This is a genomic window from Corynebacterium segmentosum (genome assembly GCF_900637825.1).
Lineage (GTDB): Bacteria > Actinomycetota > Actinomycetes > Mycobacteriales > Mycobacteriaceae > Corynebacterium > Corynebacterium accolens.
Genome location: NZ_LR134408.1, coordinates 1,347,298 through 1,372,012, shown reverse-complemented (window position 1 = coordinate 1,372,012; position 24,715 = coordinate 1,347,298). Strand labels below are relative to the sequence as shown.

Sequence of the window (24,715 nt, the reverse complement as noted above, 5' to 3'; positions counted from 1 at the left end):
TCGCTATTTATTTCTCAAGGAAGATGATGAGTTCCCAGTACGAATCAGCAGCACAAGCTTTGCACGACAAGGTGCGCCTCGTTCAGGATTTTCCAGAGGAAGGAATCCTCTTTGAAGATCTCACCCCGGTATTGGCCGATCCTGAGGCATTTCAGGCCGTCGTTGATGGCCTAGCGGCCGCCTGCGAGGAGCTGGGCGCGGATCTTATCGGCGGCCTGGATGCCCGCGGATTCCTGCTGGGCTCCGCCGTGGCATACAAGTTGGGCTTGGGCATTTTGGCCATTCGTAAAAAGGGCAAGCTTCCGCCGCCGGTATATACCGAAGAATACGAGCTGGAGTATGGCTCGGCCGCGTTGGAGATTCCCGCCAGCGGCGTTGATGTGAAGGGCAAGCGCGTGGTGCTTGTCGATGACGTCCTGGCTACCGGTGGCACCCTCCACGGCGCCAAGCTGCTGCTTGAGTCCGCCGGCGCCGAGGTTGCGGGCAACGTCGTGGTGTTAGAGGTAAAGGGCCTGAACGGCCGAGAGCGCTTATCGGGCCCGCCGCTCATTGTGCTGGATGACGCTGACTAAGATGGTGTGTCTAAGCTAGATCACACGATCTGGAAAGGCGCCGCAGCCAGCACAATAGGCTGCGGCATTGTGAAGGGCGGTAGAGATGGCCACTGATAAGTCAGCAAAACGCCAGGCTAATAACGGGATGCGGAGCATGTCTGCCCGCCTTGCCCGGTCACTGACCGGCGGGCGGGTCAAGATTAACCCCGTGCTCGATCCCCTCATGTCCATTCACCGGAAATTCCACCCCAAAGCGGATGCGGAATTACTCAACGCTGCCTATAACACCGCAGAAAAGCTGCATGAGGGAGTATTCCGTAAGTCGGGCGAGCCGTATATTACCCACCCGCTAGCCGTGGCTACGATCGCCGCGGAAATCGGCATGGATACCACCACCATCGTTGCAGCGCTCCTGCACGATACGGTGGAGGATACCGATTACACGCTGGAGGATCTGACCCGCGACTTCGGGCCCGAGGTTGCCCGGCTCGTTGATGGCGTGACCAAGCTGGACAAGGTGGCCCTGGGTGCTGCGGCGGAAGCCGAGACCATCCGGAAGATGATCGTCGCCATGGCCAACGATCCGCGCGTGCTGGTCATCAAGGTCAGCGACCGTCTGCACAATATGCGCACCATGCGCTTTTTGCCGCCGGAAAAGCAAGCAAAGAAGGCGCGCCAAACACTAGAGGTCATCGCCCCCTTGGCCCACCGGTTGGGCATGGCCAGCGTGAAATGGGAACTAGAGGATCTGTCTTTTGCCATCCTCTATCCCAAAAAGTACGACGAAATCGTGCGCATGGTGGCAGAGCGCGCGCCCTCGCGCGATCGCGCCTTGAAGGAAATCATCAACCAAGTCAGTGCCGCCTTAAAGGAAAACGGCATCGAGGCCGAGGTAATGGGCCGGCCGAAGCACTACTGGTCCATCTATCAAAAGATGGTCGTGCGCGGCCGCGAGTTCGCGGAGATCTTTGACCTTGTGGGCATCCGCGTACTGGTGGATGACATCAATAGCTGTTACGCCGCCATTGGCGTCGTGCACTCCATTTACCAGGCCTTGCCTGGGCGTTTTAAGGATTATATTTCCTCCCCGCGCTTCGGCGTCTACCAGTCTCTGCACACCACGGTGCTAGCAGACGGCGGAGCAACACTGGAGGTACAGGTCCGCACGCACGAGATGCACTACAACGCCGAATTCGGCGTCGCCGCGCACTGGCGCTATAAGGAAACCAAGGGCAAGAATTCTGGGCACCAAGAAGAGGTGGACCAGATGGCTTGGATGCGTCAGCTGCTGGACTGGCAGAAGGAAGCGGCAGATCCCAATGAGTTCCTCGATTCCTTGCGCTATGACCTGACGGCGCGTCAGATCTTTGCCTTTACCCCAAAGGGCGATGTGGTGGATTTGCCGGCGGGTTCCACCCCGGTGGATTTTGCCTACGCCGTGCATACGGAGGTTGGCCACCGCTGCATTGGCGCCAAGGTTAACGGCAAATTGGTGGCGCTAGAATCGCCGCTGAAATCCGGCGACAAGGTAGAAATCTTTACTTCCAAGGATCCCAACGCCGGCCCATCGCGCGATTGGCAGGAATTCTTGGTCTCGCCGCGGGCCAAGGCGAAGGTGCGCCAGTGGTTTGCCAAGGAAAGGCGCGAGGAGCACCTCGAAGCCGGGCGCGATGCCTTGGCCTCTGAGGTGCAGCGCGGCGGCTTGCCGATGCACCGCCTGTTTACCGCCAGCTCCATGAAGCAGGTCGCAGAACAGCTGCACCATTCCGATGTCGATGCCCTGTACACGGCCATCGGCGCAGGCCACGTCTCCGCACAGCACGTGGCCAACCAATTGGTGGCCATGTTCGGCGACCGCGATGATGCCGTAGATGCCCTTGCTTCCCGCACCCCACTCTCGGAGCTCGAGCAGTCCCGCGCGCAGCATACTAAGGACTCCGCCTCCGGCACCGGCATCTTGGTGGAGGGAAGCCCCGATGTCATGGCTAAGCTTGCGAAGTGCTGCCAGCCGGTGCCTGGGGACGCCATTTTTGGCTTTGTCACCCGTGGCGGGGGAGTATCCGTACACCGCGCGGACTGCGCCAACGCGGAAAAGCTCAAATCTGAGCCGGAGCGCATGCTGAAGGTGGAGTGGTCCTCTGGCACCTCTTCTACCGGCGCCTTTTCCGCCACGCTGCAGCTTGAGGCGTTGGACCGCCAGGGCCTGCTGTCTGAGCTAACGCGGGTATTAAGCGATCAGAACATCAATGTGTTGACTATGAATTCGAACCGCGGCGAGGACCAAATTGCCACGATGCGTTTTACCTTCTCCGTATCGGATACCAAACAGCTGGGGTCCTTGATGACGACGTTGCGCAATACCGAGGGCGTCTTTGACGTCTACCGCGTGACTGCCTAACCGCCTTCCCGCGCGGCTACCTCCCTGTGCGGTTGCTTGATAGAGCAACGCGCGGGCTACGCGCACGTGACGATTGCGTGAACTCTTGGCGGAGGAAAGGTAAAAGCCCAGTTCACGGGCTTTATGCTTCCTGCGAATTCGTTAAGAAAGCGGTATATATTGTCTGAATGCTTTCTACGACACAGGAGTAATTATGCAGTTCCGTCGCATTGGCCAGTTGGTGGCCGCTACCACCGTTACCGCCGTCGCGCTTTCTGGCACACACGCCCTAGCGCAGGAGGATACGACCACCATCTCGGTCACCAATATCACTGACCTGCACGGCCACTTGGAAGATGGCCTGAGCGACCCTGCTAAGGCGGGCGATGAGATTGGCGTGGCCCGCCTGCAATCGCTTATCAAGCAGGTCAACGAAGGCCAAAAGTTCAACCTCACCTCTTCGGGCGATAACGTGGGCGGTTCTGCATTCGTCTCGGCCATCTCGGATGACAAGTACACTCTGGAGGCGCTCAATGCCATGGGGATGAAGGTCACCGCAGTGGGCAACCACGAATTCGACAAGGGCACCGAGGACCTAACGGACCGTATTGAGCCAGCTTCTGACTATCCCATCCTCGGCGCCAATGTATTAAAAGACGGCAAGCCGCTCTTGGATGCCTCTCATGTGGAAGAAATCGACGGCGTGAAGGTCGGCTACGTCGGCACCGTCACCCAAAACACCAAATTCAAGGTATCTGCGGCAAAGATTCCGGGCGTTACCTTTACCGATCCCGTTGAGGCAACGAACAAGGAAGCCACCCGTTTGAAGGAAAGCGGCGAGGCGGATGTCGTGGTTTCCCTCTTCCACGAGGATGCGGAGGAATATGCGGAAGGCTTCAACAAAGACGTTGATATCCTCTTCGGTGGCGATACCCACCAGACCACCCAGGGCACGGTAGAGCGTGAGGGCGCACTGCCACTGCAGTGGGCGCAAGGCTACGAGTACGGCAAGCTGCTTAACGATGCCGATATTACCTACGACAAGGCCGCCCGCAAGGTAAAAAGCATTGAGCTCAAGCAGTACGATGCGACTGCTGCCGCGCAGGTAGAGCCGGATGCTGAGATTGCGGGCATCGTTAAGAAGGCACAGGATGAGGCCGAGGTTAAAGGCTCAAAGACCGCCGGCGCAGTCGAAACCGACTTGTTCCGCGGCTCCGATGAGGGGCAAAAGCCAGGTTCCAACCGCGGTGTCGAGTCCACCCTGAATAACTTCATCGCGGAAGGGCAGCGTTATGCCATGAGCAAGCAGGTGGGCGAGGACATTGACCTCGGCGTCATGAACGCCGGCGGCGTGCGCGCCGATTTGCAGGGCGGCGACGTCACCTACAAGGACATCTTCGAAGTTCAGCCATTTGGTAACTCTGTTATTACCGCGAAGGTATCCGGCAAGGACTTCATCACTGCGCTGGAAAACCAGTGGCAAGAGGGCAGTAGCCGGCCGCGTCTTGCCATGGGGCTATCCAATAACGTGCAGGTGGTCTATGACTACAAGGCAGCCCAGGGCGAGCGCGTCAAGTCCGTCACCATCAACGGCGAGCCCCTTGACCCGAACAAAGACTATTCCATCGCGCTTTCTTCCTTCCTCGCGTCCAGCGACAGCGAAAAGGGCGGCGATGGCTACTTTGAGGCAGGCTCCATCAAGGACAAGAACGATGTGGGATACATGGACGCCCAGGCCATGATTGACTACATCGCCTCCGGTGAGTCCGAGGTCCGCAAGGGACAGGGCCAAATTGGCGCCCACATCGAGGGCGATATTGTCCCAGGTAAAGAAATCACCGTCGATCTGTCCAGCTTGAACTACACCAGCGAGGGCGAGCCCATGGCCAAGACCGTCACGGTGAAGCTAGGAGATGAGGAAGCAACCGCCGATATCGATAATTCCAAGCAGGAAGGCGATGACCAATTTGGCGAGCGCGGACGCGCGCAGGTAAAGCTGACCGTTCCAGAGGACCTGACCGGCTCTCAGAACCTGGAAATCACCACCGATGCCGGCACTCAAGCCATCCTGCCCGTGGAAGTGGGCGAAGCTGGCGGCGACGAGTCCGGTTCTCAAGAGTCTGGCTCCCACGAGGACGGTTCCGATGGGGAGGATTCTCCTAAGCTTCCGCAAGGCTCCTCCTTTGGTGGCGCGGCCCTTGCCATCGTTGCGGCACTAGCGGCAGGTATCGCCTTTATAGGTCTAAACCCTCAGGTGCTCCCAGCACCGCTGCGGGCCATCTTTGATGACCTGCGCAAGACCTTTCACATCTAAATAGGAATCCAAATCCTGCGGATGCATTAAAAGCGCTTTTCCTCGCTTACAGGGGGGTGTTCCTATATAGTTTGTCAATTCCGTGGGTGAGTTTGTTGGGGGTGTGAAGGGTTTCTGCTTTTCCTTGTGGATGTTGTTTTCGGGCACGGTGAGGAGCCGATTGGGCTTGCTGTGCAATCGGCTTGAGGTGAGGGTCTGTTGGTTCTAGGCTGCTGCGGCCTCCTGGACTGTGGAGATGTCTCGGTAGAGCTCGCCGTTTCGCATCATGGCGAAGAGAACGTTGAGGCGCCGGCGTGCGAGTGCGACGACTGCGGCGTTGTGTCTTTTGCCTTCTTTGCGTTTTCGTTCATAGAATTGCCGGGAACGCTCGTGGAATCTGATCGATGCAAAAGACGATTGCCATAGGGCGTTCTTTAATTTTTTGTTGCCAGCCCGGTTAGGCGAATTCGACATGATAGACGTTCCTGACTGATTCGTCCGCGGTGATAGCCCTGCATAGGATGCTAGGTGCGCTGCATCGGGGAAGTCGGACATATCGCCAACAGTCATGAGGATCTGCGCTGCACTACGCGGGCCGATACCAGGCATGGATAAAAGAATCTCGGTCTGCGGAATGTCCTGAATCAGCTTGAGTACCTGCGCTTCGATTTCTTTACGATGCTCGAGTTTGGCTAGTGCATCTGTGGCGGACATTGCTACGCCAAGTTCGGCGTATTCTGCGCCGGCAATGGATACGGTCTGTTCGTGGATGGCAGCAAGCATGGCATCGATGACAGGCTCAGGATTGCGTGCCCTGTGTTTGCGTGCAAAGGCTTTCAGGCGTGTTCTACCGATGCGTCGAATCTTGGTGGGGCCACCGTATTTTGCAAGTAGGTGGAGGATCCACTTTCGGTGAATCATCTGTCCGCGCAGGACATGTTCGAATGCAGGATAGGTTCCTACGAGCGCGGATCGCATCTGGTTAATCAGGCGTGTGTAGGCCCGGGCGAGGTCTTCGTCGATACCGTTGAGAACTTTCAGCTGGATAAAGACGTCCTCAACGCGGTCGACACTGCGCAAGGAATCTGGAAGGTTAAGACCGGCATGGGCGATAACGTAGGCGTCGCGTACATCGGTCTTGGAGTTGCCGACGTGGATGCGAGAAAGCTGTCGCATCGCAAGTCCTGGTAGATAGCGAACGTCGACGCCCATGTCTTGGGCGACTGCGACGGTTAACCGGCCGATGTTGTTGGGTTGATCGACAATGACAAGGACCGAGGCGTCGTCAGCGAGGAATTGGCCAAAGAGCTTGCGTAGCGAGCCTTCATGCTGGTTGATGCGTTTGGACAGGACTTGCCTGCCTTGGGGATCGAGGGCGCAGGCGTGGTGGAAGTATTTGCCGACGTCCACGCCAATGACGAAGTCATAGGCCATGGGTGTATGCCTCCTAGCGATGAATTAGAAGTTGGATTATTTGAGCTTCATCGCTGGGTTGGTCGGACATACTTCACGCTGGCATCCACATTACTGTGAGACCTCATACCACCTGGGCTGGGTCAGGTTCCTATTAGCAGTCTGGAGTATGTCACTGTCTTCGGCGGCATCACCCCCCGGATCATTGTCAGACAGGGACGAAAATAAGCCATACCGAAGCCAGCGACTAGTTCCACTGTCCTTTCAGACGGAGGGAACGGAAATAAACATAACCCGCCCAATCGGGTGGACAGGCTATGAATCTTCGGCGCCCTGAGGTGGAACTGCTAACAACGTAATGGGGGAAAGCGCTTATTTTTCTGTGCTGTGTCTTTTAGCCTAGTAATCTCAAAAGCCGTGGATATCTTTGAACGGTTTTTACGCGAGGCTACTTTTCAACTAGGAATCGAGCTACATCGAGTTCCTGTGGTCATGTTGTCTACCTTAGGCATCTATCTTGCCTTTATGGTCTTGGTAAAGCTGTTTGGCTCCCGCGTATTGACCTCCATGACGGCCTCTGACGCGATCATCATCATTATGTTCGGTGCCGTCGCCGGGCGTGTGATTATTGGTGTTCCGCCCACATTAGCCGCGGGCGTTATTGGCCTGACAACGCTCATGGCCCTGGAAGCCGCGTTCGGTACCATCCGCAAAGTGGTGAAGTGGACGCGGTTTTTAGATCGCCGGCCCGTTCTCATCGTCTTTCAGGGCGAGATGATCGACGATAATCTCACCGTTTCCCACATCACTCGCTCTGACGTGTATTCCGCAGTGCGCAAGTCTGGCCTCGGCCGCATGGAAGACGTCCAGGTCATGGTTTTAGAACCTACCGGCCACATCTCCGTGATTAAGAATGGCCAAGAAATCGAACCCGAGATTTTCAATGACCTCGTTGGCTCTGGATACATCAGGCGGGCAAAGGAATCTTAAAGGGTTCTGAGCAGGGGGCGCAGAACCGGTGCGAAGGTCCATCCGGGTAGTGCTCTGGCTGCCCCAGAATATGCGAAACCGCTGTGCCCAGATTTAGGGCACAGCGGTTAAAAGCGCTTAAGAAGCGTGAAAGATTAGAAAGGAAGCTTGAAGTTCTTCATGAAGTCGTCGATGTTGAGGTACTTGTTAGCGAAAGCGAAGAGAGTACCCAATGCGCCGATAGCAGCGGTGAAGACGCCGATCCAGGCCTGGACTTCCTTAGCCTTCTCCTGAGAAGTCTTTTCGGGCTGAGGCTTCTTCTTAGGATCCTCGTTGGCGTCACCGGTGCCCTTGCCGTTAGCGTACGGCTGCGTTGCTGCGCCCTTCTCGATGGAGGAGGACAGGGTGGTGGGTACCTCAGCAGCGGTGGCCACTGCGGTGCCAGCGAAGGTGACGGACAGGGCGGTTGCGCCGGCAACGAGAGCCTTGCGGGAGATAAGCTTCATATCTTGCTTCCTAACGAGCTTGTGGTGTTCAAAGACTCCTTAGATATTAGACAGCCGTATTACGGTCTGCAACAGATCGTGCAAACTTTTATTAAAAAAGATTGTCAAAACGTATCGGGCTGTGTGGTAGTTGACGCTTAATGTTGATGGTGTGAATGGCTAGGGGAGATATTAGATCCTTAAGCGCAGGTAGAGGGTTATATTGAGCGGAGAAATGGGCCTGAAAAATCCCCAACGTTGAGCACTGAAATGATCCGTTCACGACGCTGGGGAGTTCCCACTAACCCCTAAATGGGGTTAGTAAGTGAAGGAGGCGGGAGGCAGTAGGGGGGGCATCGGCAAGCGCCGATGCCACAGACTAAGCCTTGACCGTGGCCTTTTTGATCTTTACCTCTTCTGCAGGCTTGCCGTCTTCTTGGCCTGGGTGACCGCCCTGATCGCCGGTGTCTACGCCGGCCTCGGCAATCTTGTCCAGGGTCTTCAGGCCTTCTTCGGAGATGGTGCCGAAGTAGGTGTAGTTAGGGGCAAGCTCCGAGTCATCGTAGTTAAGGAAGAACTGGGAGCCGTTGGTATCCGGACCGCTATTGGCCATAGCGACGGAACCGCGTGGGTAGACAACGGGGTTCTGTGCGTCCTTGGCATCGGTTTCATCGGCGGGGTATTCATCGTCAAACTTGAAGCCTGGGCCGCCGGAACCGGAACCGGTGGGATCGCCGCACTGGAGCACGTTCAACACGCCAGAGGTCATGCGGTGGCAAACGGTGTCATCGTAGAAGCCGGATTCAGCCAGTTCCGAAATGGCGTGGGTGGTACACGGCGCAGCGGCGCGGTCCAGGTCCATCTCAATCGGGCCCTGGGTGGTATCGAAGGAGACGGTGACGGTGCCCTCGGTGGAAATATCCTTGCCGTCGGGCTTCTTCGCGCCGTGGCCATCCTGGCCATTGTCCTCGTAGTTGCACTGGACGGTGGCTGGCAGGGCTTCCGCGCGCTTGCCGCTCAAGGGTTCAGCCTTGGGGGCTTCCTGCGTGGTCTGTGCCTCAGAGGTATCTTCTGCCTGGATGTCGCCCTCAGAGCCATCGCGGGTGGACAGGAAGTAGATTCCTCCGGCGATGCCAAGGATGACGACGAGCGAGGCTGCGGCGACACCAAAAGGACGAGTCTTTTGCTTGCGGTCACGGGACTTTAGCTCACGATCGAGCTTGTGCAGCGCGTCTTCTCCGCGCTTTTTATTATCTGGCACCGTGGGACAACCTTTCTAGCGATTATCGGTGACGTGTCTCAACTTGGACGATTTTAGCGGCTTTGCGGACACGGGGCTGACTTGGCTCGGGGATTGGGTTGAGCAATAAACGGTGAGCTATAGCGGCGAAGCAAAAGTATCAGTACGCTCGGGGCCATGGCTGAAGTTAAATTTTCTGACGAACCTACCCAAACCGCTGGTGAACTTCCCGCAGTAGGGGAGTCCATCCCAGAGTTCACACTCGTTGGCACCGACCTTTCTGAGGTCACCAATAAGGATTTCGAGGGCAAGCGCCTCGTTATCTCGATTTTCCCTTCCATCGATACCGGCGTGTGCCAGCAGCAGCTGCGCACCTTTAATGAAAAGGCCGCGGGCCTGGACAACACCGTTGTCTTGTCTGTCTCCCGCGACCTGCCCTTCGCGCTGGATCGTTTCTGCGCCGCAGAGGGTATTGAGAACGTAGAAACCGCGTCCGATTTCCGCTCCGATTTTGGCGAGAAGTTCGGCGTGACCCTGCAGGGTTCCCCGCTTAAGGGCCTGTTGGCGCGCTCCGTTGTGGTCACCGACGCTGACCACAAGGTCATCTACAACGAGTTGGTGCCAGAGGTAACCACCGAGCCGGATTACGAGAAGGCTCTTGCCGCCCTGCAATAAGGCTTTAAGCCGGCAGGATCATTAAATCCAGCACCCAGTCTTTCTCCATAACCCACCGTGGGTGTGGGCGCTAAGGCTGGGTGCTTTTTGCATGGTTATGTGGCTTGAATCCAGAGGCCACTGCGTTCAGGGGCGCGATGGGGGCGAGCCTCGTTAGACTTAAATCATGGATATTCAAGGATTTACCGCGGGCCCATTTCGCACGAATACCTATATCGCGGCGGAGGGAAACCGCGCCTTCATCGTGGATCCGGGCATGGATTCCATGTCACAGGTTCTCGCGCACGACTATGACTATGAAGCCATTGTGCTCACACACGGCCACATCGACCACACCCGCGAGGCCGGTGAATTGGCACAGGAGCTCGATATCCCCGTTTATATTCATCCCGCAGATAAGTTCATGTTGGATTCTGGGGAGGGTGTTTCCGCCCAGGCGCAGGAGCTATTCCAGGCTTCGCGCATGGTGCCCATTTCCGATCTCCGCGAACTCCACGGTGGGGAGGAACTGGAGCTAATCGGGCATACATTTACCCTCCAGCACGCCCCTGGGCATTCGCCGGGGTGCGTTCTGATCATTTCGGATACTTTTGCCCTTACCGGTGACGTACTTTTTGCCGGGGGAATGGGGCGGGTCGATCTGCCGGATTCTAATCCGCAGGCCATGCTGGATTCATTGGCGGGCCCGGTGTGGGATTTGGACGATGAGCTGGACATTCTTCCCGGCCACGGCCCAAGCTCAACCATGCGTCAGGAGAGGGCGACCAACCCATTCCTGCGAAAATCCCATGGGGTAGTCTAGTGACCATGAGTGAAGAGAAGCGGTTCCAGGCACTGTCCGCACCGAAGGGTGTGCCAGATTATTACCCACCAGAGTCTGCGACTTTTTATAAGGTCCGCCAGACCATGGTGGAACAGGCGCATCTTTCCGGTTTTCAGCACATTGAATTGCCCATTTTTGAAGATACCGCGCTCTTTGCCCGCGGGGTGGGCGAATCTACCGACGTGGTCTCCAAGGAGATGTACACTTTCGCGGATCGCGGTGAGCGCTCCGTGACCCTGCGCCCGGAGGGAACTGCGGGCGTGATGCGCTCGGTCATTCAACACAATTTGGATCGCGGTCAGCTGCCGGTAAAGCTGAACTACAGCGGCCCGTTCTTCCGCTATGAGCGCCCGCAGGCAGGCCGCTACCGTCAGCTTCAGCAGGTTGGCGTGGAGGCCATTGGCGTCGACGATCCAGCACTGGATGCGGAGGTCATCGCCTTGGCGGATCGCTCCTACAGAGCTCTGGGGCTTTCCGGGTTCCGCCTGGAATTGACCAGCTTGGGCGACCGCAATTGCCGGCCCGCCTACCGCGAAAAGCTGCAGGAATTCTTGTTTAAGCTGGACTTGGATGAGGAGACCCGCCGCCGCGCGGAGATCAATCCTTTGCGCGTCTTGGATGATAAGCGCCCGGAGATGCAGGAGCAGCTTGCCGATGCCCCCTTGATGCTCGACTACCTCAACGCCGAGTGCCGCGAGCACTTTGAGACCGTGACGGGCATGCTGGATGATATGGGCGTTGCCTACGAAATTAACCCGCGCATGGTGCGTGGCTTGGACTACTACACCAAGACCTGCTTTGAATTCGTCCACGATGGCCTGGGGGCCCAATCCGGCATTGGCGGCGGTGGCCGCTACGACGGGTTGATGGCGCAGCTGGGCGGACAGGATCTTTCGGGCATCGGCTATGGCTTAGGCGTTGACCGCGCCATCCTCGCCCTCGAGACGGAGGGCATCACCTTAGAAGGCAGTGACTCCCGCGTGGATGTCTACGGCATTGCCTTGGGCGCTGCGGCCAAGCGCCGCATGACCGGCATCATCAACGACCTGCGGAAGGCGGGAATCGCAGCGGACATGTCCTTTGGTGATCGCGGCCTTAAGGGCGCGATGAAGGGTGCCGACCGCGCGGGCGCGCGCTTTGCTTTGGTCTTGGGAGATCAAGAACTAGAAAACGGCACCGTTGCCGTGAAGGACTTGGCCGCCCACGAGCAGCGCGACGTAGAGCTATCGCAGCTGGTTGCCATTCTGGCACGGGATCTAGAAGGCTAAGCGCAGGATCAAAAAGGAAGCACCGAGTAAATTCGGTGCCTCCTTTTTGTATGTGTTCAGCTGATTAGCACTCCACCTGGGAAACGCTAAAGCCCATCGTCTTGGCCAAGCCGCCGAGGGAGGTCTCCTTGTACTTGGAGTGCATATCGCGACCCGTATCCGCCATGGTTTGCACGGCGTTATCGAGGGTGACGTGGTGGGTGCCTTCACCCATCATCGCCATGCGGGCGGCGTTAATGGATTTCACCGCGCCAATGGCATTGCGCTCAATACACGGGATTTGCACGAGGCCGCCGACCGGATCGCAGGTGAGGCCGAGGTTGTGCTCAAGGGCGATCTCTGCCGCATTTTCCACCTGGGCTGGGGTAGCACCGAGGAGTGCCGCCATTCCCGCAGCGGACATGGACGAGGCGGAGCCGACCTCGCCCTGGCAGCCCACCTCGGCGCCGGAAATGGAGGCGTTCTGTTTGATGATCATGCCGATGGCGCCGGCGGTGAGCAGGTAACGGCGTGCGGATTCGCGGCAGAAGCCACCGTGGAAGTCGCGCGCATAGTGCAGCACTGCGGGAATGATGCCGCAGGCGCCGTTGGTGGGCGCGGTAATAACGCGGCCGCCCGCAGCGTTTTGCTCGTTGACCGCTAAGGCGAAGAGATTGACCCATTCCATGGCGGAAAAGCCAGAGTGTGGGTCATTTTTCTGCTCGAGCAGCTGCGCATACATCTTGGGGGCGCGCCGCGGCACGCGGAGGCCACCGGGCAGCAGGCCCTTGGTGGAAATGCCATCGGTCACGCATTCGCGCATGATGTCCCATACAAGATCCAAGTGGCGCAGGACATAATCCGCGCCGCCGTCCTCTTTGTGGAGCACTTCCTCATTGGCAAGGACGATTTCCCAAATATCTTTGTCGTTGGCCTCGCACAGATTGAGTAGTTCTTCGCCGGTGGTGAATTCATAGGGCACGGTATCTTCTACGGTTGCTGCGGCAACGCCGGCGGGTACTTCGTGGCTATCGGCCATCTCTGCGTCGAGCTCTTTGCGGGAGAGGATGAAGCCACCGCCGACAGAGAAGTACTGTTCGTCTTCAGCCAGGATATTGCCCTCTGCGTCCCAGGCCTTAAAGATCATGCCATTGGGGTGCTGGGGTAGTGGCTCGTTATCAAAGGTGATTTCGTAGTCGACGGTGCCAGACGGGCCAGAGATGGTGCCTTCGCTGGGGATTGTGCCGCCGGCTTGCGGCTCGGCATCGATGGGAACGGTCAGCGGCTCCCAGCCGGCGAGTCCTAGGATGACGGCGCGGTCGGAGGCGTGGCCGCGCCCAGTGGCGGACAGCGAACCGCGCAGCTCAGCGGACACGCGGGCCGGATGGGTATCAAGGGAATCGAGGAATTGCTTCGCGGCGCGCATCGGCCCAACCGTGTGAGAGGAGGATGGACCAATGCCGATGGCGAAAATGTCAGTAACGCTAATAGTCATGGTGAAAGCCTTAAGAAACCTTTCTTCGTAGCAAGAGAGTTATCGGTCCAAGAGCATGAAAAAGAGATTTTCTCAGGCGCGGGGATTCGGGTCGAACATTCTAAAATTCAAGCGTAGAGAAATATGTGACATGTATCAATTTTAGAATATGCGATAGGTATTGCGGCGCTAGTGCTTTCCGTCGTATTGGGACAAAATTTTCTCGAAAGGCAGAAACTCTTCGTCCACTCCGATTCCGGTAGGGCGGGAATGGGGGCTGGGTTTGGGGGCATCGGCAAGCCCGGCGACCCGATCCGTGGGGCGGATCATCTGATCAGCAAGTTGCGTTGCGGCGCGCTCGATACGGCTGCGAATGCGCGCGCCCTCGGCGGTGCCCAGATCCTCGGTTGCCTGGAATATGCCGGTCGGAACGACGTGGGCGTGCAGGTAATTCAACAGGGGGCGCAGCGCATAGTCCAAGATGAGCGCGTGGCGCGGGGAACCGCCCGTAGCGGCAACGATGGTAGGCAGTTCCTCCAAGGCGTGGGCATCCAGAACATCAAAAAACATCTTGAACAGCCCGGAGTAGCTGCCTTGGAAGGCAGGGGTGACGGCGATAAAGCCATCGGCCGTGGAAAGCAGCTCTTTTGCTTCATCCAATTGGGGCGTTGGGGCCGCCCAATTGGTCATGGCCGTGGCCAATTCAGAAGCAAGGGTGCGCACCTCAATGATGTGAGTGTTCACGCCTTCACCGCGCGCGGAAATCTTCGCCTCGGTGGCTTCTGCAATGGTCTCAGCCAATTGCCGGGTAGATGATGGTTCCGAGAGCCCGGCCGTGAGGACAACTAAAGAGCGCATTGCTTAGTCCTCCTTTCCAGGGCTTACGCGAAAGTGCGGGGAATCTGGGTGCTGCTTGAGCGTGGCATGCGTTGGCGGATCCGAGGGTACATGCTCTGGTCGTCGCTGCTCAAAGCGCCGACGAAGCTCCGGTACTACTTGTGTGCCAAGAATTTCTATCTGCTTGAGCACCACTTCTTGTGGCAGCCCGGCGTGATCGATGAGGAAGAGCTGGCGTTGGTAATCGCCCACGTAGTCCGCAAATTTCAGGGTGCGCTCAATAACCTGCTCTGCGGTACCCACGGTCAGCGGGGTGTAGTCAGTAAATTCCTCCAGGCTAGGCCCGTGCCCGTACACGGGGGCGTTATCGAAGTACGGGCGGAAGAACCTCTTGGCCTCCTCTTCAGTATCGCCGATGAATACCTGGCCGCCGAGCCCCACGATGGCTTGGTCTGCTTGGCCGTGGCCATAGGAAGCAAAGCGACGCCGGTACATGTTGACCATCTTGGCCGTGTGTTCTTGATTCCAGAAGATATTATTGTGAAAGAACCCGTCGCCGTAATAGGCCGCTTGTTCTGCAATCTGGGTAGAACGAATGGAGCCGTGCCATACAAACGGCGGGATGCCATCGAGGGGCGCCGGGGTAGAGGTAAACGCCTGCAACGGGGTGCGGAATTTGCCCTCCCAGTTGACGCTGTTTTCCCGCCACAGGCGGCGCAGCAAGTGGTAATTTTCCACGGCCAACGGGATGCCTTGGCGGATATCTTTGCCAAACCACGGGTAGACGGGGCCGGTATTGCCGCGCCCCATCATCAGATCCACCCGGCCGCCGGAAAGGTGTTGCAAAAAGGCGTAATCTTCGGCGATCTTTACCGGGTCATTGGTGGTAATCAGCGTCGTGGAGGTAGAAAGCTGCAAGCGCTCGGTCTGCGCTGCGATATAGGCTAGGTGGGTCGTCGGGGAGGACGGAACGAAGGGCGGGTTGTGGTGCTCGCCTGTGGCGAAGACATCGAGGCCCACTTCTTCTGCCTTGAGCGCGATTTCCGTAATATTGCGGATTCGCTTCGCCTCTGATGGGGTTTCGCCCGTCGTTGGATCGGTGGTCACATCTCCGACCGTGAAAATGCCAAATTGCATGGTGTCCCTTTCTACTCTTGCTGCGTACCTGTAATCATTGTACGTGACATGTCAACAATGCGGGCAGGGAGATTATTCCCAGCGGGGTAAAGAGGGGGCCGGGAGTTAGCTGTAGACCCCGCGCCCCAAGGTGTCGCACTCAGCCATCTGGCCGGAATTATAACCAGCAAGGAAAGCTCGCTGGCGTTGCTCGGAAGAACCGTGCGTCCACGCATCGGGTTGGACCTGCCCAGTGGAACGGCGCTGAATATTATCGTCACCCACAGCCTGCGCCGCGGTGACTGCGTCAGCCACCTGCTGTTGGGAAATCGGCTCCAGCAGAGCATCCTCGCCCTTATCCGCGTGGGAAGCCCAAATACCGGCGTAGCAATCTGCCTGGAGCTCGATCTTTACCGCATTGGAATCCGCGCCGGGGTCGTTATAGTCAGATAGCTGCAGCGTGCCCTCGAGCTGCTGAATGTGGTGACCAAACTCGTGGGCAACGATGTACATCTGCGCGAACGGGGCATTGTGCGCGCCGTAGTTGCTCAGCGAATTGAAAAACGTGGTGTCAAAATACGCCGATTGGTCGGCGGGGCAATAAAACGGCCCCGTGGCTGAAGACGCAGTGCCGCAGCCGGAATTGGTGGAGCTATTAAAAATCACCCGGCCAGGGTTGGTGTATTCGATGCCGGCTTGCTCGGGTAGCTCGGCGGCCCAGACATTATCCACGCTCATGGCGGTAAACATGACCCGGCAGTCATCGTATTTATTGCCGTCTTCTGCCGTTTGGCAGTGATCGAAGGCGGAATCATCGGCACCGGAGTGGGTGCCGGATTGGGACTTTTCATTGCCCAGGAGGGCGCCAATATCGGAGGGGTTTCCTCCTAATAAGAGGTAGAGCCCGACGAGCACGACGGAGCCGATGCCGCCGCCTATAGCGAGGCCGCCGCCACCGCCGGAGGTTGCGCGCTGGCCATCAAAATCGGCACCAGATTTAAACGTCATGCCTAAATAGTGTCACACCTTTTCGGCGTCTTCAGTGCGTACCGGCCACATTTATGCGCGGTACTGGCAGCGGCGTCCGGTTCGCACCCATGCCTGGTGCCTTAATTGGACTTAATGGGAGAAGAAACGGCGGTGGGATGTAGAATTGGCCAAGTTCCTAGTCTTGTGCTTGGTTGGGCGCGCGCTGTTTACGCGTGGCTGGACCCGCAAGTAACTCCATTTCAGAAGGGATTGAATTATAGTGCTGCGTACCCATTTGGCCGGTGAGCTCCGCAAAGAACTGGCAGAAGAGACCGTAACCCTAACCGGTTGGGTCTCTCGTCGCCGTGACCACGGCGGCGTCATCTTCATCGACCTGCGCGATCGTTCCGGCATCGCCCAGGTGGTCTTCCGCGAATCCGATGTGGCAGAGCGCGCCCACGACCTGCGTTCGGAATACTGCGTCAAGGTAACCGGCGTGGTGGAGCCGCGCCCAGAAGGCTCCGAAAACCCGAACCTGCCTTCCGGAGATATCGAGGTCAACGTCACCGACCTGGAGGTGCTCAACAAATCCGCAGCGCTGCCCTTCCAGGTAGATGATCCTTCCGCCTCTGGCGAGGTAGGCGAGGAGACCCGCCTGAAGTACCGCTACTTGGATCTGCGCCGCGAGCGCCAAGCAAAGGCCCTGCGCCTGCGCTCCGCTGCCAACCGCGCGGCCCGTAACGTGCTGGATAAGCACGATTTCGCCGAAATCGAAACCCCTACCTTGACCCGCTCCACCCCAGAGGGCGCGCGCGACTTTTTGGTCCCTGCCCGCCTGAAGCCGGGTTCTTGGTACGCGCTGCCGCAGTCGCCGCAGCTATTCAAGCAGCTGCTGATGGTGGCCGGCATGGAGCGCTACTACCAAATCGCGCGCTGCTACCGCGATGAGGACTTCCGCGCCGACCGCCAGCCGGAATTTACCCAGTTGGACGTGGAGATGTCCTTCGTGGATCAAGACGATGTCATTGCGCTTGGTGAAGAGATTGTCAAGGAGCTGTGGAAGCTCATCGGCTACGACATTCAGACCCCAATCCCGCGCATGACCTATGCCGATGCCATGAAGTACTACGGCTCCGATAAGCCGGACCTGCGCTTTGACATCAAGATTGTCGAGTGCACGGAGTTCTTCAAGGACACCACCTTCCGGGTCTTCCAGAACGAATACGTCGGTGCCGTAGTCATGGACGGCGGTGCTTCGCAGCCGCGCCGCCAGTTCGATGCATGGCAGGACTGGGCCAAGCAGCGCGGCGCCAAGGGCCTTGCCTACATCACCGTCGCAGAAGACGGCACCCTGGGCGGGCCTGTGGCCAAGAACATTACCGACGCGGAGCGCGAGGGCATCGCCGAGCACGTTGGCGCAAAGCCCGGTGACGCCATCTTCTTTGCCGCCGGCGATACTAAGTCTTCCCGCGCGCTGCTGGGTGCGGCCCGCGGCGAAATTGCCAAGAAGCTCGACCTCATCAAGGAAGGCGACTGGGCCTTTACCTGGGTCGTTGACGCCCCGCTCTTCGAGCCTTCTGCCGATGCCGCCGCGTCCGGCGACGTGGCCTTGGGCCACTCCAAGTGGACCGCGGTGCACCACGCCTTTACCTCGCCGAAGCCGGAGTGGATCGATTCCTTCGACGAGAACCCGGGCGAGGCCACGGCCTATGCCTACGACATCGTTTGCAACGGCAACGAGATCGGCGGCGGTTCCATCCGTATTCACCAAGAAGATGTGCAAAAGCGCGTCTTTGAGGTCATGGGCATCGGCGATGAGGAAGCACAAGAGAAGTTCGGCTTCTTGCTCGACGCCTTCTCCTACGGCGCACCGCCACACGGCGGCATCGCCTTTGGCTGGGACCGCATCGTGTCCCTCTTGGGCGGCTTTGACTCCATCCGCGACGTGATTGCCTTCCCGAAGTCCGGTGGCGGCGTGGATCCGCTTACCGATGCCCCCGCGCCCATCCCCGCCGCACAGCGCAAGGAGACCGGCGTGGACTTCAAGCCGGAGAAGAAAAAGAACGGCGAAGAGGCTAAGGCCGCGAAATCAGAGCAGGAGAACTAGCTCTTAGGCTCGCTATCACGACACCATTTTTAGGGTAAGCGGGGCGCGCGCCCTCGCCGCAGCGGACACTTGTGCGGCGAGGGTGTAGCCCCCGCTTTGTGTTGGCGGGCATACTGGATAGAACTATGGTTGATACACAGACAGTGCTTTCGGCCGATGAGGTCATTGGCGCCGCATCGGAAATGTTGTCGCGCCGCTTTGGTGGCACGCCGGAAATGTCAGACATTGAGGATTTAGGCGGATCTGGCAATGCCTTAGTCCTGCGCGCGAAGGTTGCCCCTAGCGCATTTTTGCCGCATCGCTCTGTGGTCATCAAATACAATCCGGTCACCGGCTACGGCGTGGATGACGCAGCGATGCTGCGCGAGGTCGTGGCCTACCAATTCACCACCGCCTTAGCAGAAGACGTGCGCCCTGGACCCGTGCTGCTCGCCCACGATTTAGACCGGCGCATCATTGTCCTGACGGATTTGGGTGAAGCCGAGACCCTTGCGGATGTGCTCTTAGAATCCGGCGATGAGGATCGCATTCGGATCCTGCGTTCCTTGGGTACGGCATTGGGGCATATCCACGTGGGCACCGCGGATCATGAGCAGGATTTCGAAACCCTGCTCAACCGCACCTTGCGCCATAACCCGGAATACGCCGATCACCAATCCGTGCGCGATCAATCCTTGTATCGCTCCATCGGCATTGGTCTCAATCTGCTGGATGAGGCGGGGCTTGAAGCCCCCGAAAGTTTCCGCAGCTTGGCCAATCAAGCCGCCGAATCCCTCGCCTCTGGCAAGGATAGGGCCTTTACTCCCTTCGATCTTTCGCCGGATAACATCATCGTTTCCAAGCGCTTGCACTTCTTGGATTACGAATGGGCAGGCTTTAGGAACGTGGGCTTCGATGTCGCCTGCGTTATCGCGGGCTTTCCGCAATTCTTGTTTTCTAAGCCAATTACGGATAAGGAAGCAGATACATTCCTCGCCGCATGGTCGCGCGAGGTATCTGAGGTGTGGCCGCGCTTTGCCGATGAAGACGAATTGCACGGACTTATCGTCGCCTCCCTCATCGGCTGGGCTCTGTCCAGCGTGACCACCATGCACGCTGGGGGAATTGAGGGATTGGTTGCTCTTGCTAGCGGGGAAGCGGAGGTTGTCCACGACCCGCAGCGCTCGATCCTGCGCCCACCAGAGAGCGGACCTTTTAATGAGGACGAACTATTCGTGCGCCAAGACCTCTATGAAACCTTTGATGCGCTCGCGCGCTACGCCGCCCAATGCGGGACCGCACCGTGTACGGCCATCGCGGAGTTTGGCAACTTGGTTGCCCGCCGCGTCCACGACGACTAATCACTACACCTTTTTGGGGAGCTAAAACCACATGAGCCAGGATTCTCTCTTCGGCGCCTCTCCCAATGCCGGCGGCAGCATGGGAGGCGATGGCTCGGCATCGTCTTTTCCCACGGCCAATCTCTTTGCCACGCACTCCGGTTCGCCCTTGGCCGCGCGCATGCGCCCGCAGACTTTGGAAGAGGTCGTAGGCCAGGACCACCTCCTTGGCCCCGGCAAGCCGCTGCGCCGCTTGGTCGAAGGATCCGGCGAGGCTTCGGTCATTTTGTATGGGCCGCCCGGTACTGGCAAGACGACGATTGCCTCGCTGATAGCCAGCCAGATGGGCCAAAACTTCGTTGGTCTCTCCGCCCTTGATTCAGGGGTGAAGCAGGTGCGCGAAGTCATTACCCACGCCCGCCAAGAGCTTATCCATGGCCGCCGAACGGTCCTTTTCATCGATGAGGTGCACCGCTTCTCCAAAACCCAGCAGGACGCCTTGCTGGCGGCGGTGGAAAACCGGACGGTTCTGCTCGTTGCAGCGACGACCGAAAACCCGTCATTCTCGGTCGTTTCGCCGTTGCTTTCCCGCTCGCTCCTACTGCAACTGCACTCGCTGAGCGAGGCGGACCTCAAAGGCGTAGCGCGCCGCGCGTTAGACAGCGATCGGGGGCTAGGCGAGCGCGACTTAACCATTACTGATGAGGCATTAAACCAGCTCGTCGTGCTTTCTGGTGGTGATGCCCGGCGCAGCCTGACCTACCTTGAAGCGGCCGCGGAAGCAGTCGACGATGGCGGCGAGATCACCGCGACCACGATTACGGATAACGTGAATCGGGCGGTGGTGCGCTATGACCGCGACGGCGACCAGCACTACGACGTGACCTCCGCCTTCATCAAGTCCATCCGCGGCTCCGATGTCGATGCCGCGCTGCACTACCTAGCGCGCATGGTGGAAGCCGGCGAGGATCCCCGGTTTATCGCCCGCCGCCTGATGGTTCACGCCTCAGAAGATATTGGCATGGCAGATCCCACGGCCTTGCAAGTCGCCGTCGCTGCCGCAGAGGCGGCGCAACTGATCGGCTTGCCGGAAGCGCGCATCCCATTGGCGCAGGCAACGATTCACTTGGCGACGGCGCCGAAATCGCCGTCCGTTATCGCTGCCATTACTAAGGCGCAGGCCGATGTCGCGGCCGGCAAGGTGGGCCACGTGCCGCCGCACCTGCGCGATGGGCACTATGAGGGCGCCAAGCGGCTGGGAAATGCGACGGGGTATTCCTATCCCCACGATGATCCGCGCGGGGTAGTGGAGCAACAATACCTGCCCGATGAGCTCGAGGGCACCGTATATTATGAGCCCACCGAACACGGCGCTGAGAAGAGAATCTTTGACTATATTGGCCGTTTGCGCAGGATACTTCGCGGCAAGCGCCGCTAAGTGCGAACCGGCATGGCCGGTTTTGGCCCCACCGATGGGCACAGCCTGCCCACCAGTAGGTAAAGTTGGGTGGGTTAGAAAGCTTCTTGATGGAAGATAAAAGCTTAGACAGTTAGGATTATTGCTCGTGAAGACTCATGAGATCCGGGAACGGTTTACCCAGCACTTCGTCAATTCTGGTCACGAGGTTGTCCCCAGCGCCTCTTTGATCCTGGATGACCCTAACCTGCTTTTCGTTAACGCGGGCATGGTGCCCTTCAAGCCCTATTTCTTGGGCCAGCAGACCCCACCATTTTCGCAAGGCCTTGCCACCTCTATCCAGAAGTGCGTGCGCACCTTGGATATTGAGGAGGTGGGCATTACCACCCGCCACAACACCTTCTTCCAAATGGCGGGTAACTTCTCCTTTGGCCAGTACTTCAAGGAAGGCGCCATTTCCAATGCATGGAACCTGCTGACCAAAGACGTAGAAGACGGCGGGTTTGGCTTGGACCCAGAGCGCCTATGGGTCACCGTGTACCTCGATGACGATGAGGCAGCGGAAATCTGGCGCGATAAGATCGGCGTGCCAGAAAAGCGCATCCAGCGCCTGGGCATGGAAGATAACTACTGGTCCATGGGCGTGCCGGGACCATGTGGGCCCTGCTCGGAAATCTATTACGATCGCGGGTCCGAATACGGCAAGGACGGCGGCCCGATTGCGGATGATAACCGCTACATGGAGATCTGGAACCTCGTGTTCATGCAAAATGAGCGCGGTGAGGGGACCGGAAAGGGCGATTTTGAGATCGTCGGAGAGCTGCCGAAGAAAAACATCGACACCGGCTTAGGCATCGAGCGCGTCGCCTGCCTCTTGCAGGGGGTAGACAACGTTTACGAGACCGACCTGCTGCGCCCGGTCATTGACGTCGCCGAGGAGCTTACCGGCGCCACCTACGGTGAGAAGGCAACGGAGCAGGATAATATCCGCTTCCGCGTGGTGGCTGACCACTCCCGCACCGGCATGATGCTCATCTTGGATGGTGTTACCCCGGGAAATGAGGGCAGGGGCTATATCCTGCGCCGCTTGCTGCGCCGTATCATTCGCTCAGCAAAGCTGCTCGGCGCCGAGGGCCCCACCATGGAGCGCTTCATGAATACCGTCATGGACACCATGACCCCGTCGTATCCCGAGATCGCGGACAACCGCGAGCGCATCCTGCGCGTGGCCATCAACGAGGAAAAGGCGTTTTTGAAGACGCTGGAGTCTGGCACCAAGCTTTTCGATGAAGCAGTGGAGGACCTGCGCTCCACCCACCGCGCCAAGACCCAAAAGGTGCTTTCCGGTGATAAGGCCTTCGAACTGCACGATACCTACGGTTTCCCCATCGACCTCACCCTGGAAATGGCGCAAGAGGCCGGCCTCGACGTGGACATGGACGGCTTTAATGCCGCCATGGGCGAGCAGCGCCGCCGCGCCAAGGCCGATAACCAGGCCAAGAAGCACGGTCACACCGACCTCTCCTTGTACCGCGACTGGGTGGATAATAACCCCACCGTATTCACCGGCTATGAGGAACTGGTCTCGGGCGCGAACGTCATCGGCCTGGTCAAAGACGGCCAGAAGGTCAACGAGGTACACGAGGGCGATGAGGTTGAGGTCATTTTGGACCACTCGCCGCTCTACGCTGAGTCCGGCGGACAGATGGCTGACCGCGGCCGCATTTCTGCGGGCGAATCCCTCCTGGAGGTCAATGACGTCCAGAAGATTGGCAAGAAGCTGTGGGTACACAAGGCTTCCGTTACCGCCGGCGGGCTCGACCTTGGCATGTCCGTTGAGGCTTCCGTAGATGAGAAGTGGCGCCACGGTGCGACCCAGGCCCACTCGGCCACCCACCTCATTCACGCAGCCCTGCGGCAGGTGCTGGGACCCACCGCAGTGCAGGCAGGCTCCCTTAACCGCCCGGGCTACCTGCGCTTCGACTTCAACTACACCGAGCAGTTGAGCCAAGAGCAAATGGAAGAAATCGCCCTGATTACTAATCAGGCGATCGACTCCAATATGGCCGTCAACACCATCGAGACCTCGCTGGAAGAGGCCAAGGCGATGGGTGCCATGGCCCTGTTCGGTGAAAACTACGGCAACCAGGTGCGCGTGGTGGAAATCGGCGGACCATTTTCCATCGAGCTCTGCGGTGGTACCCACGTTGGTTCCTCGGCAGAAATCGGACCCGTTTCCGTGTTGGGTGAGTCCTCAGTGGGCTCCGGTGCCCGCCGCATCGAGGCCTACTCCGGCATGGATGCCTTCCGGTACTACTCCAAGGAAACCGCGCTGGTAGAAGGCGTTTCCCGCGAGTTGAAGGTGCAATCCGAGGAACTGCCGGAGCGCATTTCGCAGCTTTCGGAGCGGCTCAAGGCGGCCGAAAAGGAAATCGAGGGCCTGCGCAAGGCGCAACTGACCGCGCGCGCCTCTGAAATCATCGACTCGGCTACCGAGGTCAATGGCATCAAGACCATTACGCTCCAGCTTCCCGATGGCACCTCGGGCGGCGACCTGCGCACCGTGGCCACCGATATCCGCAACCGCATGAAGGATACGGCAGCGGTCATCGTGCTCGGCGCGGTGGATAAGGGCAAGTTCCCGTTCATCGCCGCCGCTACGGGCAAGGCTGTGGACGAGGGCGTGAAAGCAGGGGACATCGTCAAGCGCCTCGGCGAATACGTCAACGGTCGCGGCGGCGGCAAGCCAGACATGGCGCAGGGCTCTGGTACCGCGCCGGAAGGTGCGCAGCGCGGCTTTGAGGCCGTCAAGGATCTGTTGCAGTCGCGATAAGGATTCATTGTGGCAAAGGTTGAACCAGATTCCCCCGGAGTGGATGACCCAGGCGAGGGTCGCCGGTTAGCACTCGACGTGGGCACAGTGCGAATTGGCGTCGCGGCATCCAACCGCGAGGCCACCCTCGCTACCCCTGTGGAAACCGTTCCCAGGAAGACCGGCTTCAAAGACCGCGATCAAGAAGACATTGATCGAATTCTCGAGCTTATTGGGGCATATTCCGCGGTAGAAGTCATTGTTGGTTTGCCGCGTGATTTACACGGAAATGGGTCAAAAAGTGTAAAACACGCGAAAGAAATTGCGTTTCGGATTCGACGCCGCTTGAATCAAGATGAAAATATAGATAAAGTTCCACCACCAGTACGCTTGGCTGATGAACGTTTGACGACGGTAGCGGCAACCACCGCGCTGCGCGCGTCCGGCGTGTCCGAAAAGAAGGGCAGAAAAATCATTGACCAAGCTGCAGCGGTGGAAATACTACAGTCCTGGCTGGATGGGCGTGCTAACGCGCTCCGCTCGGATGATGCAGTAGCCCAGCCTTCAAACTCAGGAGACTAAACACGT

At 58.5% G+C, this 24,715-nt stretch carries 19 protein-coding genes; 12 read left to right on the top strand and 7 right to left on the bottom strand.

The window, feature by feature from the left end:
- The first annotated feature begins 26 nt into the window (after window positions 1-26).
- The 3 genes from EL217_RS06565 (at window position 27) to EL217_RS06555 (ending at window position 5,245) form a co-directional block, all read left to right on the top strand.
- The gene (locus EL217_RS06565; protein ID WP_023017406.1) at window positions 27-572 is read left to right on the top strand and encodes an adenine phosphoribosyltransferase; all 546 of its coding nucleotides are present in this window, start codon (window positions 27-29) and stop codon (window positions 570-572) included.
- A gap of 85 nt (window positions 573-657) precedes the next feature.
- Window positions 658-2,952: a RelA/SpoT family protein gene (locus EL217_RS06560; protein WP_126319157.1), complete on the top strand. Its 2,295-nt coding sequence runs from the start codon at window positions 658-660 to the stop codon at window positions 2,950-2,952.
- Between the two features lie 193 nt (window positions 2,953-3,145).
- Window positions 3,146-5,245, top strand: a complete 2,100-nt coding sequence (locus EL217_RS06555; RefSeq protein ID WP_126319155.1) for a bifunctional metallophosphatase/5'-nucleotidase — start codon at window positions 3,146-3,148, stop codon at window positions 5,243-5,245.
- A 204-nt stretch (window positions 5,246-5,449) separates the two neighbouring features.
- Here EL217_RS06555 and EL217_RS06550 read toward each other — a convergent pair whose 3' ends face one another.
- The gene (locus EL217_RS06550; RefSeq protein ID WP_126318860.1) at window positions 5,450-6,658 is read right to left on the bottom strand and encodes an IS110 family transposase; all 1,209 of its coding nucleotides are present in this window, start codon (window positions 6,656-6,658) and stop codon (window positions 5,450-5,452) included.
- A 396-nt stretch (window positions 6,659-7,054) separates the two neighbouring features.
- Between EL217_RS06550 and EL217_RS06545 the strand changes: the two genes are divergently transcribed.
- Complete coding sequence (locus EL217_RS06545) at window positions 7,055-7,627, top strand: DUF421 domain-containing protein (protein ID WP_420026250.1); 573 nt, start codon at window positions 7,055-7,057, stop codon at window positions 7,625-7,627.
- A 134-nt stretch (window positions 7,628-7,761) separates the two neighbouring features.
- Here the strand turns inward: EL217_RS06545 and EL217_RS06540 are convergent, their stop codons facing one another.
- Both EL217_RS06540 and EL217_RS06535 read right to left on the bottom strand, forming a co-directional pair.
- Window positions 7,762-8,112 carry a hypothetical protein gene (locus tag EL217_RS06540; RefSeq protein ID WP_126319151.1) on the bottom strand — a complete coding sequence of 117 codons (351 nt, stop codon included), beginning with the start codon at window positions 8,110-8,112 and terminating at the stop codon, window positions 7,762-7,764.
- Window positions 8,113-8,470: 358 nt separating this feature from the next.
- Window positions 8,471-9,352, bottom strand: a complete 882-nt coding sequence (locus tag EL217_RS06535; RefSeq protein WP_023017413.1) for a peptidylprolyl isomerase — start codon at window positions 9,350-9,352, stop codon at window positions 8,471-8,473.
- 156 nt (window positions 9,353-9,508) lie between these two features.
- On the opposite strand from EL217_RS06535, the gene tpx reads away from it, so the two are divergent.
- From tpx to hisS, 3 genes are all read left to right on the top strand, one after another.
- A complete protein-coding gene (gene tpx / locus EL217_RS06530) occupies window positions 9,509-10,006 on the top strand; it encodes a thiol peroxidase (RefSeq protein ID WP_005279015.1) in 498 nt (165 codons plus the stop codon).
- Window positions 10,007-10,172: 166 nt separating this feature from the next.
- Entirely contained in the window at window positions 10,173-10,808 is a 636-nt protein-coding gene (locus tag EL217_RS06525; RefSeq protein ID WP_126319149.1) for an MBL fold metallo-hydrolase, read from the top strand.
- Between the two features lie 5 nt (window positions 10,809-10,813).
- Entirely contained in the window at window positions 10,814-12,097 is a 1,284-nt protein-coding gene (gene hisS, locus EL217_RS06520) for a histidine--tRNA ligase (RefSeq protein WP_023030665.1), read from the top strand.
- Between the two features lie 64 nt (window positions 12,098-12,161).
- Here hisS and EL217_RS06515 read toward each other — a convergent pair whose 3' ends face one another.
- The 4 genes from EL217_RS06515 to EL217_RS06500 all read right to left on the bottom strand — a co-directional run bounded on the left by EL217_RS06515 (window position 12,162) and on the right by EL217_RS06500 (window position 16,511).
- Complete coding sequence (locus tag EL217_RS06515; protein WP_126319147.1) at window positions 12,162-13,571, bottom strand: L-serine ammonia-lyase; 1,410 nt, start codon at window positions 13,569-13,571, stop codon at window positions 12,162-12,164.
- A gap of 168 nt (window positions 13,572-13,739) precedes the next feature.
- Window positions 13,740-14,408 carry an FMN reductase gene (locus EL217_RS06510; protein WP_126319145.1) on the bottom strand — a complete coding sequence of 223 codons (669 nt, stop codon included), beginning with the start codon at window positions 14,406-14,408 and terminating at the stop codon, window positions 13,740-13,742.
- A 3-nt stretch (window positions 14,409-14,411) separates the two neighbouring features.
- On the bottom strand, window positions 14,412-15,524 hold the full coding sequence (locus EL217_RS06505) for an LLM class flavin-dependent oxidoreductase (protein ID WP_126319143.1): 1,113 nt from the start codon (window positions 15,522-15,524) through the stop codon (window positions 14,412-14,414).
- A 105-nt stretch (window positions 15,525-15,629) separates the two neighbouring features.
- The gene (locus EL217_RS06500) at window positions 15,630-16,511 is read right to left on the bottom strand and encodes a neutral zinc metallopeptidase (protein WP_126319141.1); all 882 of its coding nucleotides are present in this window, start codon (window positions 16,509-16,511) and stop codon (window positions 15,630-15,632) included.
- 241 nt (window positions 16,512-16,752) lie between these two features.
- Here EL217_RS06500 and aspS point away from each other — a divergent pair, with 241 nt between their 5' ends.
- From aspS to ruvX, 5 genes are all read left to right on the top strand, one after another.
- Complete coding sequence (gene aspS / locus EL217_RS06495; protein ID WP_126319139.1) at window positions 16,753-18,579, top strand: aspartate--tRNA ligase; 1,827 nt, start codon at window positions 16,753-16,755, stop codon at window positions 18,577-18,579.
- Window positions 18,580-18,704: 125 nt separating this feature from the next.
- Window positions 18,705-19,919, top strand: coding sequence for a phosphotransferase family protein (locus tag EL217_RS06490; RefSeq protein ID WP_126319137.1), 1,215 nt, complete (start codon window positions 18,705-18,707; stop codon window positions 19,917-19,919).
- Window positions 19,920-19,950: 31 nt separating this feature from the next.
- Complete coding sequence (locus tag EL217_RS06485; RefSeq protein WP_023017422.1) at window positions 19,951-21,336, top strand: replication-associated recombination protein A; 1,386 nt, start codon at window positions 19,951-19,953, stop codon at window positions 21,334-21,336.
- 127 nt (window positions 21,337-21,463) lie between these two features.
- Complete coding sequence (gene alaS, locus EL217_RS06480; protein ID WP_126319135.1) at window positions 21,464-24,148, top strand: alanine--tRNA ligase; 2,685 nt, start codon at window positions 21,464-21,466, stop codon at window positions 24,146-24,148.
- A gap of 9 nt (window positions 24,149-24,157) precedes the next feature.
- Complete coding sequence (ruvX, locus tag EL217_RS06475) at window positions 24,158-24,709, top strand: Holliday junction resolvase RuvX (protein ID WP_005283223.1); 552 nt, start codon at window positions 24,158-24,160, stop codon at window positions 24,707-24,709.
- The last annotated feature ends 6 nt before the right edge of the window (window positions 24,710-24,715 follow it).